This window comes from uncultured Salinicola sp., assembly GCF_937921195.1.
GTDB lineage: Bacteria > Pseudomonadota > Gammaproteobacteria > Pseudomonadales > Halomonadaceae > Salinicola.
On sequence record NZ_CALFQK010000135.1, the window covers coordinates 1 to 9257 of the forward strand.

The following is a 9257-nucleotide window of genomic DNA, read 5'->3' on the forward strand; positions in this document are numbered from 1 at the left end:
CGGCTCGCGGCTCGCGGCTCGCGGCTCGCGGCTCGCGGCTCGCGGCTCGCGGCTCACTCGGCGTAGATCATCTTTCTGGTCATCCCACCATCGACGCTGATGTGCTGGCCGGTAATGAATCCCGCCTTGTCGCTGGCGAGAAAGGCCACTGTGGCAGCGACATCGGCCGGTTCGCCGACGCGCCCCACCGGATGCTGGTCGCGGTCGATATCCCGGTGTTCCGCGCGCGCCCGACCACCGGCCTTCTGCCATGGCCCGGTCTCGATCCAGCCCGGGCAGATGGCATTGACGCGGATGTCCGGTCCCAGGCTGACCGCCAACGCATGGGTCATGGAGAGCAACCCGCCCTTGGCGGCTGCGTACGATTCGCAGTGGGGCTCCGACTGCAGCGCACGGGTGGAGGCGATATTGACGATGGCGCCCTGGCGCTGGCGCAAACCGGGAACGGCGGCGCGAGTGCAGAGGAAGGCGCCGGTCAGATGGCTCTCCTGCCATAACCGCCAATCCGCCAGCGCCAGCTCCTCGATCGGGCCGCATACCGGGTCGGCGAGTCCGGCATTGTTCACCAGCAGATCCACGCCCGTGGATTGATCGTTCTCCCGCTGCCAGTTCGTGAGGTGATGAAACGCTTCCTTGACCTGCAACTCGTCGCTGACGTCGACGACCATGGTCAGAAGCGTTGCCGCGGGATGGGTCTCGTCGAGTTCCGCCACGGCTTCCGCGTCGCGATCCAGGGCGGCGACCCGCCAGCCTTCGGTCAGCAGTAGTTCCACCGTGGCGCGTCCGATGCCCTGGGCGCCGCCGGTGATGATGGCAAGGGGGATGGTCATGGGTCAGATTCCTTTCTGTCGCTCACGGCGCGTGCCGCGTTTCCCTGTCTTATGAGGCGTATGAGGTGTCACCGAGCCGGCGGTCGCCGTCGTGGGCTGAATCGTCTTGTCCCTATGTCTCCAGCATGAACGTCACCGGACCGTCATTGGTCAGCGCCACCTGCATGTCGGCGCCGAACCGGCCTGTCTCGACGCGCGGCCATGCCCGGCAGGCCTGGGCCACCAGGTAGTCGAACATCGCCTGTCCGTGCGCCGGCGGGGCGGCGCTGGAGAAGCTCGGGCGCAGGCCCTTGTCGGTCGCCGCCACCAGCGTGAACTGGGACACCAGCAGCAATCCTCCCTCGACCTGCTGCAGGTTGCAGTTCATGCGGCCAGTGTCGTCGGCGAATACGCGGTAGTGCAGCAGCTTGTGCAGCAGGCGATCGGCATGGGCTCGGTCATCGGTCGCTTCGACGCCGACGAGTGCCAGCAGTCCCGTACCGATACGTCCCACGATCTCGCCTTCGACGCTTACCGACGCCTGGCTGACCCGTTGAATCAGAGCTCGCATCGCAGCCTGGCATCCTGTCTGAAATTGGGGGTGGAAAGGTAGACGAAAGATTAGCACGCCGGGCCGGCATTGGAATGATCGGGATCAATAGCAAGCAAAGCGTTATTGAAAACAGACGCTACTAGAACGTATGTTTATGTTACCAGTGTCTCGAGGGAGCGATGAGGGCCCGGATCGGGCGAAACCCGGCAGTTCGACCACTGCCGGAAGCGAGAAAAGCAGGCCGGATACCCGATCCGGGAGGCTCTTGGGGTGACATTGTCATGATTCAATAAAGGCTTTGACGCCCGCCGCTGGGGTGGTGCTACTATCCAAGCGGACCAAGCTTTTGCAAATTGTCCTGGTTTGTCGACAGTGGATCATGACAATTATGGCGAGGCCACGCCGGCCTGGGCGCGATGACAAGCGACAATGCGCCCATCATCGAGAACTCGAGTCAAGCGTGACCCGCCGCCGCGGGTCCGAATCTTGCAGACGGAGAATCTGAACGATGCGATACAACATCAATAAAGGCGTCACGACACTGATTGCCGGTTCCGTGCTTTCCTGCCTGGCCGTCGGGGTCGCGCAGGCCGCTTCACTCCAGGAGATCAAGGACTCCGGCTCGGTCAAGATCGCCGTGGCCAACGAAATCCCCTACGGCTATATGGACATGAGCGGGGAAGCCAAGGGCGCGGGTCCCGATGTCATCCGCCATATCATGAACGAGATGGGGATCGACGATATCGAGTGGGTCACCACCAACTTCAGCTCGCTGATCCCCGGCCTGCAGGCCAATCGCTTCGACATCGCCGCGGCCGAGATGGCGGTACTGCCGGATCGCTGCCAGCAGGTGATCTACTCCGAGCCGAACTCCTCCTACGGGGAAGGACTGCTGGTCAAGGAGGGTAACCCCAAGGACCTGCACGCCTTCAGCGATTTCGTCGACGGCGATGCCAAGATCGCCATCATGGCGGGTGCCGACCAGTTGGACATGCTGCAGGCGCTCGGCGTGCCGCAGGAAAACATGGTCACCATCTCCAGTAACGCCGATGCGATCTCCACGGTCTCCACCGGACGCGCAGACGCCTACGCCGCAACCAGCCTGACGGTCAGCGAGTTGGCCGACAAGAGCGATGACGTCGAGTCCGCCGGTGATTTCAAGGATCCGGTCATCGATGGCGAAGAGGTGCGAAGCTGGGGGGCGTTCGCCTTCAACAGCGACAACACCGAGCTGCGCGACGCGGTCAACCAGGCGCTGGAGGAGTACAAGCAGACCGACGACTGGCGCGAGACCCTGATGGGATACGGCTTCAGCCAGGCCGATGTCGAGGGTTCGAGCCACCACACCACGGAAGAGCTCTGCACCGCGGATTCCTGAGCTCAGCCAGGCTTTTGAACGCGATGTGATTGCGCATGTGCGCCAGAGCGATGGCCTCGAGCGCGCATGCGTGCCGTGATTGAACGGTGCCGGTGACCACCGGCACCGTTCGTCAGCGAATGCGGAGTCTTTCCGATGGAATGGACGAGTTATCTCGCCCCATTGTCCCAGGGCGCGTGGGTGACCGTGCAGCTCACGGTCTATTCGACGATTCTGGGGGGTATCTGCGCCTTTGTCTTCGGTCTCGGCAAGCTGTCCCACAATCCCCTCCTCAAGGGGTTCAGCGTTGCCTACATCGAGATATTCCGTGGCACCTCCCTGCTGGTGCAGCTGTTCTGGATCTACTTCGCGCTACCCATCATGGGGCAGGCGATCGGGCTAGACCTGCGGTTTCCACCGGTGGTGGCGGGGGTTGTCGCGCTGGCGCTGAATATCGGCGCCTATGGTGCCGAAGTCGTCCGCGGCGCCGTGCAGGCGGTACCCAAGGAGCAGTACGAAGCGGCGACCGCGCTCAACTTTACCGGGCGCAAGCGGCTGTGGCGCATCACCCTGCCGCAGGCGATTCCGGAGATGATGCCGACCTTCGGCAACCTCGCGGTACAGAACCTCAAGGACACGGCGCTGGTGTCGCTGATCTCGCTAGGCGACCTGGCCTTCCGGGCCGAGCAGATCCGTAATTTCACCCAGGACAGCGTGACCGTCTATACCCTGGTCCTGTTCATGTACTTCGGCATGGCGCTGGTGCTCACCGCCTGCATGAAGCTGCTGGAACGCTACGTTGGCCGCTGGCGCGCGGCGGGGGGATAACGCATGTTTTTCGGCATCGAGTGGGATACCAGCAGCCAGTGGGCCTTTGCGGTCTCGATCTTTCCGATTCTGCTGCACGGCCTGGTGGTGACGCTGCAGGCCACCGTGGTCGGTTTCTTCATCGCCCTGATCCTGGGGCTGATCCTGGCGGCGCTGAAGAGCGCGCCGACCCGCTTCATCCGCTGGCCGGCCAAGCTGGTGACGGAGTTCATCCGCGACACGCCACTGCTGATCCAGCTGTTCTTCCTGTTCTACGTGCTGCCCGAGTTCGGATTGACGCTGCCGGCGTTCCTGACCGGCGCGCTGGCACTGGGCGTGCAGTACAGCGCCTACACCTCCGAGGTCTATCGTGCCGGCCTGGAGGCGGTGGCCAAGGGGCAGCGCGAGGCGGCACGCGCACTCAACCTGGCGTCCGCCAGGGCCTTCACCCACATCATCCTGCCGCAGGCGATCCCGCGCATCATTCCCGCGCTGGGCAACTATCTGGTCTCGATCATGAAAGACGTGCCCGTGCTGTCGGTCGTGACCGTGCTGGAGATGCTCGGCGTGGCCAAGATCATCGGCGATCGCACCGGCGGCTACCTGATCCCGCTCTCCATGGTTGGCGGCCTCTATCTGGTGATGACGATCATCGCCTCCTTCGGCGTGCGCTACCTGGATACCCATCTGCCCAAGCGAGGCCTCTCCCTCAAATGAACGACGCCACCGACATTTGCGATCCCATCATCAAATTCGACAAGGTCGTCAAGCGCTTCGGCGATCATGTGGTACTCGACGAACTCGATTTCGAGGTCCAGCGCGGCGAGAAAGTGACGATCATCGGCCCCTCCGGCTCGGGCAAGTCGACGGTGCTGCGCATCCTGATGACGCTGGAGAAGATCAACGACGGCGTCGTCTATGTCGGCGGCGAACCGCTCTGGCACCAGCGCAAGGGCGAGTCGCTCGAGCCGGCCGGCGAGCAGCACCTGCGCCAGATGCGCAGCCACCTGGGCATGGTGTTCCAGCAGTTCAATCTGTTCCCCCACATGACGGTGCTGCGCAACCTGACCGAGGCGCCGGTACAGGTGCTCGGTGTCAGCAAGGCCGAAGCGAGGAAGCGCGGCATGGAGCTGCTGGAGATGGTGGGACTCACCGACCAGGCCGACAAGTACCCTCACCAGCTCTCCGGTGGCCAGCAGCAGCGGGTGGGCATTGCACGGGCGCTGGCGATGCGGCCCAAGATCATGCTGTTCGACGAGCCGACCTCGGCGCTGGATCCGGAGCTGGTGGGGGAGGTGTTGAACGTCATCCGGACCCTGGCCGACGAGCACGACCTGACCATGCTGCTGGTGACCCACGAGATGCATTTCGCGCGCCAGGTTTCCGATCGTATCTGTTTCTTCGACAAGGGGCGGATCAAGGAAGAGGGCAGGCCGGAGGAGATCTTCACCGCGCCGAAGGAGGAGCGTACCAAGGCCTTCCTGAAGGCGGTGCTCGATCCGGACGATTGAGCTACGGGCTTCGGGCTTCGGGCTTCGGGCTTCGGGCTTCGGGCTTCGGGCGAGAAATGCCAGCGTCGCTGGCATTTCTCTCTCAAGGGCAACACCCTGATTTTCGCGGCTCGCGGCTCGCGGCTCGCTGTCTACCACCAGGCATGAAAATGGTGCGGCGGCCCCTTGCCCTGGCCCACGGTGAGGCGGTCGCTGGCTTCGAGGGCCTCAAGAAGCCACTGCTTGGCGGCTTCGATGGCCGCCTCGACGTCGGGGCGGGCTGGCGGAAGGTGCGCCAGCTGGGCCGCGATCGCCGACGAGAGTGCGCAGCCCGCACCGTGGAGATTGGGCGTCAGCAGGCGCGGCGCATCCAGCCAGCGCGTCGCGTGCGGCATCCACATCAGGTCCGGGCAGCGATCCAGCGGTAGATGGCCCCCCTTCAGCAGGCCGTAGGGGGCCCCCAGCGCCGCGAGATCGCCCACCATCGCCTCCATGGCGGCGGTATCGCGCGGCACCTCGGTCCCGAGCAGGGCTGCCGCCTCGGGGAGGTTGGGCGTGATCACGTCGGCCAGGGGGATCAGGATATCGCGCACGGCGCGCAGGCCCTCATCGTCCACCAGCCTGTCGCCGCTCTTGGCGACCATCACCGGGTCGAGCACGATCCAGCGCGGCCGGCGCCGCGTCAGCGCCTCGGCGATCGTCTGCGCCACGTCGCGGCTGGCAACCATGCCGATCTTGACCGCATCGATCTCGACGTCGTCGAGCAGGTTGTCCAGTTGGGTGCGGATCAGCGCCACCGATACCGGCTCCACCGCCACCACGCCTCGCGTGTTCTGCGCGATCACGGCGGTAATCACGTTGGTGGCATAGACGCCGAGCGCCGAGAACGTCTTGATATCGGCCTGCAGTCCGGCGCCACCGGACGGATCGGATCCGGCGATCGTCAAGGCATTGGGAGTCGAATGAGAAACCATGGCTGGACATTGCAAGCGGCAGGAAAGCGTCTAGCCTAAGACAAGATGCTGCCATTGCCCAATGGCAATGATGCCGATAAAGGATAGAGTGACGAAGACGGCCGCCTGATCCCGGCACGCCAGATTTGTCGGCGGGGTGCAATAGGACTAATTAGCAGGCTTGTTACCAAGTCGTCATCGTGTAAACTCGTAAACTTACGAACCTGTCAGTCTGGTTCGATATCGCCGAGTTCAGGTTCCATTACGTCTGCGAGGGAAGGCATGTCCGATCCGGTCTCCGCATGGATTGCCAGCTACTGGGCTACCGGGCTGTTCGTGGTGGCCGTCGTTGCACTCTGTGGATTGATGATCGGCGCTGCCAGCCTGCTCGGTGGCCGCAGTCATGGCCGCAGCAAGTCCCTCCCGTTCGAATCCGGCATCGTTGGCGCCGGCACTGCGCGCCAGCGGTTCTCGGTCAAGTTCTATCTCGTTGCCATGCTGTTCGTCATTTTCGACATCGAAGCCGTCTACCTGTTCGGCTGGGCCGTCTCCGTGCGCGAGGTGGGCTGGACGGGATTCGCGGCAGCGACAGTTTTCATCCTCATCCTGCTGGCCGGACTCGTCTACGACGCGCGCGTCGGTGCGCTCGACTGGGCGCCGCGCAAGAGAGGGCGCGAAGACGCCTCGAGAGCGCGCGAGCTGGCCGCCGTGCCGGGAGTCGAGCGTCATGCACGCTGACAACGTCGGCCATCGCGTGGCAGCGCTAAACGCCGAGCCCGGCAGGCAAGGTCGCCATGGCGATCGACAAGATTATAACGATGGGAGCCAGGCATCCGTGACCGGCCCGCGCTTCCTCGACCGTTTTTCTATCAGGTTTGTTGAGGCCCACTATGCAGTACACCCTGACCCGTGCGGAGGGAGGCGATTCCGCGGCTGATCGTTACCCACTTGGCGAGCGTGAGATCGTCGATGATCCGATGAAGCAGCAGGTTCATCGCAACGTATTCATGGGCAAGCTCGAGGACGTGCTCCACTCGGCCGTCAACTGGGGACGCAAGAACTCCTTGTGGCCCTACAACTTCGGGCTCTCCTGCTGCTACGTGGAAATGACCACGGCGTTCACCGCGCCCCACGACGTCGCCCGTTTCGGGGCCGAGGTCATCCGCGCCTCGCCACGGCAGGCAGACTTCATGGTCATCGCCGGTACCTGCTTCATCAAGATGGCGCCCGTCATCCAGCAGCTCTACGACCAGATGCTCGAGCCCAAGTGGGTCATCTCGATGGGATCGTGCGCCAACTCCGGCGGCATGTACGATATCTACTCCGTGGTTCAGGGCGTCGACAAGTTCCTGCCCGTGGATGTCTACGTGCCCGGCTGCCCGCCGCGCCCCGAGGCGTTTCTTCAAGGTCTCCAGCTCCTGCAGGAGTCGATCCAGGAAGAGCGCCGCCCGCTCTCCTGGGTGGTCGGAGACCAGGGCGTCTATCGTGCCGAGATGCCGTCGCAGCGTGAAAAGCACCGCGACCGGCGCATCGCGGTCAAGGAGCTGCGCACCCCCGATGGCATCTAGCCCGATCGCCCACGTCGATCGTTCCTGCCATTGATCCTTGTGGTCATTTTCGACCATTGATTCTGCACCGGGGGCCGCCAGCCATGACCGCAGCCGATGATTCTCAAAACGAGAGCGCGACGACCTTTAGCGCCTCCCATGCCGCCGGTCAGCCCGACGTCGTGGCCGAACTGGTGCGCCAGTTCGGCGAGGCCGCCTTCACGCCGCAGGAGACGCTGACCGCCATGCCGGTCATCTGGGTCGCCCGCGAGCAGCTACGGGACGTGCTCGGCTTTCTGCGGCGCGTGACCGGTCCATTTTCGATGCTGTTCGACCTGAGCGCCGTCGACGAGCGTCTGCGCACTCACCGCCGGGGGCTGCCACCGTCCGATTTCACCGTCTTCTACCAACTGCTGTCGGTGGAGCGGAACGCCGATCTGATGATCAAGGTCGCGCTGCACGAGCGCGATCTCTCGCTGCCCTCGATCAGCGATATCTTCGTCAATGCCAACTGGTACGAGCGTGAAGTGTTCGACCTGTTCGGCATCGATTTTGCCGGCCATCCGCATCTGACCCGGATCATGATGCCGCCGACCTGGACCGGTCACCCGCTGCGCAAGGATTACTCCGCCCGCGCCACCGAGTTCGATCCCTACACCCTGACGGTCAAGGGCCAGGAGGTCGAGCAGGAGGCGCTGCGCTTCGATCCCGCGGCCTGGGGGATGAAGCGCGAGGGGGAAGAGACCGAGTTCATGTTCCTGAACCTCGGGCCCAACCACCCCTCGGCCCATGGCGCGTTTCGCATCGTGCTGCAGCTCGATGGCGAGGAGGTGGTCGACTGCGTGCCGGACATCGGCTATCACCACCGCGGCGCCGAGAAGATGGCGGAGCGCCAGTCCTGGCACAGCTTCATCCCCTATACCGACCGCATCGACTACACCGGTGGGGTGATGAACAACCTGCCCTACGTGCTGGCGGTGGAAAAGCTGGCCGGGATCACGGTCACCGATCGCGCCAAGACGATCCGGGTGATGATGGCGGAGATGTTCCGTATCAACAGCCACCTGCTGTTCCTGGGGACCTACCTGCAGGATCTGGGGGCGATGACGCCGGTGTTCTTCACCTTCACCGATCGCCAGAAGGCCTACGAGGTGATCGAGGCGATCACCGGTTTCCGCATGCACCCGGCGTGGTATCGCATCGGTGGCACCGCCCACGATCTGCCCACCGGCTGGGACAAGCTGGTGCAGGGGTTCGTCGACTGGATGCCCAAGCGCCTCGCCGAATACGAGAAGGCGATGATGGACAACGCCATCGTGCGCGATCGCACCCGCTTCGTCGCCGCCTTCGACACCCGGCAGGCGCTGGACTGGGGCGTCACCGGCCCCAACCTGCGCGCCACCGGGCTCGACTTCGATCTGCGCAAGAAGCGCCCCTACTCCGGCTACGAGAACTTCGATTTCGAGGTGCCCACCGCCGTCAACGGCGACGCCTTCGATCGCGGCATGATGCGGATTGAGGAGATGCGCCAGAGCGTGCGCATCCTCCAGCAGTGCATCGACCACATGCCGGCCGGCGACTACAAGGCCGACCATCCGCTGACCACGCCGCCGCCGCGGGAAAAGATGCTGCAGCACATCGAGACCCTGATCACCCACTTCCTGCAGGTCTCGTGGGGGCCGGTGCTGCCGGCCGCCGAGTCGATGCAGATGATCGAGGCGACCAAGGGCATCAACAGTTA

The 9257-nt window shown here is 64.0% G+C and carries 10 protein-coding genes; 7 read left to right on the forward strand and 3 right to left on the reverse strand.

Annotated elements, in window-relative coordinates:
• Positions 1–53 precede the first annotated feature (53 nt).
• Positions 54–830, reverse strand: coding sequence for an SDR family oxidoreductase (locus Q0602_RS15035; RefSeq protein WP_298845006.1), 777 nt, complete (start codon positions 828–830; stop codon positions 54–56).
• A 112-nt stretch (positions 831–942) separates the two neighbouring features.
• Positions 943–1380 carry a D-aminoacyl-tRNA deacylase gene (gene dtd / locus Q0602_RS15040; RefSeq protein WP_295041140.1) on the reverse strand — a complete coding sequence of 146 codons (438 nt, stop codon included), beginning with the start codon at positions 1378–1380 and terminating at the stop codon, positions 943–945.
• Between the two features lie 490 nt (positions 1381–1870).
• Between dtd and ehuB the strand changes: the two genes are divergently transcribed.
• The 4 genes from ehuB to ehuA all read left to right on the forward strand — a co-directional run bounded on the left by ehuB (position 1871) and on the right by ehuA (position 5037).
• Positions 1871–2740 carry an ectoine/hydroxyectoine ABC transporter substrate-binding protein EhuB gene (gene ehuB / locus Q0602_RS15045; protein ID WP_298845007.1) on the forward strand — a complete coding sequence of 290 codons (870 nt, stop codon included), beginning with the start codon at positions 1871–1873 and terminating at the stop codon, positions 2738–2740.
• Between the two features lie 135 nt (positions 2741–2875).
• Complete coding sequence (ehuC, locus tag Q0602_RS15050; protein ID WP_295041142.1) at positions 2876–3547, forward strand: ectoine/hydroxyectoine ABC transporter permease subunit EhuC; 672 nt, start codon at positions 2876–2878, stop codon at positions 3545–3547.
• A 3-nt stretch (positions 3548–3550) separates the two neighbouring features.
• On the forward strand, positions 3551–4243 hold the full coding sequence (ehuD, locus tag Q0602_RS15055) for an ectoine/hydroxyectoine ABC transporter permease subunit EhuD (RefSeq protein WP_295041143.1): 693 nt from the start codon (positions 3551–3553) through the stop codon (positions 4241–4243).
• Positions 4240–5037 (forward strand): ectoine/hydroxyectoine ABC transporter ATP-binding protein EhuA, encoded by a 798-nt coding sequence (gene ehuA / locus Q0602_RS15060; RefSeq protein ID WP_298845008.1) that lies wholly within the window; start codon positions 4240–4242, stop codon positions 5035–5037. Before ehuD ends, ehuA begins: the two co-directional genes overlap by 4 nt.
• A 131-nt stretch (positions 5038–5168) precedes the next feature.
• Here ehuA and thiD read toward each other — a convergent pair whose 3' ends face one another.
• Complete coding sequence (gene thiD / locus Q0602_RS15065) at positions 5169–5990, reverse strand: bifunctional hydroxymethylpyrimidine kinase/phosphomethylpyrimidine kinase (RefSeq protein ID WP_298845009.1); 822 nt, start codon at positions 5988–5990, stop codon at positions 5169–5171.
• A gap of 261 nt (positions 5991–6251) precedes the next feature.
• Between thiD and ndhC the strand changes: the two genes are divergently transcribed.
• The 3 genes from ndhC to nuoC form a co-directional block, all read left to right on the forward strand.
• Positions 6252–6707: an NADH-quinone oxidoreductase subunit A gene (gene ndhC, locus Q0602_RS15070; RefSeq protein ID WP_149436085.1), complete on the forward strand. Its 456-nt coding sequence runs from the start codon at positions 6252–6254 to the stop codon at positions 6705–6707.
• 152 nt (positions 6708–6859) lie between these two features.
• Positions 6860–7537, forward strand: coding sequence for an NADH-quinone oxidoreductase subunit B family protein (locus Q0602_RS15075; RefSeq protein ID WP_298845013.1), 678 nt, complete (start codon positions 6860–6862; stop codon positions 7535–7537).
• A gap of 83 nt (positions 7538–7620) precedes the next feature.
• Positions 7621–9257 (forward strand): NADH-quinone oxidoreductase subunit C/D (gene nuoC / locus Q0602_RS15080; protein WP_298845016.1); only part of this gene is annotated, 1637 nt, incomplete at its 3' end.

Coding starts and splice junctions, on each gene's coding strand:
- Q0602_RS15035 (WP_298845006.1), bottom strand. CDS start 830: ATGACCATCCCCCTTGCCATCATCACCGGCGGCGCCCAGGGCATCGGA.
- dtd (WP_295041140.1), bottom strand. CDS start 1,380: ATGCGAGCTCTGATTCAACGGGTCAGCCAGGCGTCGGTAAGCGTCGAA.
- ehuB (WP_298845007.1), top strand. CDS start 1,871: ATGCGATACAACATCAATAAAGGCGTCACGACACTGATTGCCGGTTCC.
- ehuC (WP_295041142.1), top strand. CDS start 2,876: ATGGAATGGACGAGTTATCTCGCCCCATTGTCCCAGGGCGCGTGGGTG.
- ehuD (WP_295041143.1), top strand. CDS start 3,551: ATGTTTTTCGGCATCGAGTGGGATACCAGCAGCCAGTGGGCCTTTGCG.
- ehuA (WP_298845008.1), top strand. CDS start 4,240: ATGAACGACGCCACCGACATTTGCGATCCCATCATCAAATTCGACAAG.
- thiD (WP_298845009.1), bottom strand. CDS start 5,990: ATGGTTTCTCATTCGACTCCCAATGCCTTGACGATCGCCGGATCCGAT.
- ndhC (WP_149436085.1), top strand. CDS start 6,252: ATGTCCGATCCGGTCTCCGCATGGATTGCCAGCTACTGGGCTACCGGG.
- Q0602_RS15075 (WP_298845013.1), top strand. CDS start 6,860: ATGCAGTACACCCTGACCCGTGCGGAGGGAGGCGATTCCGCGGCTGAT.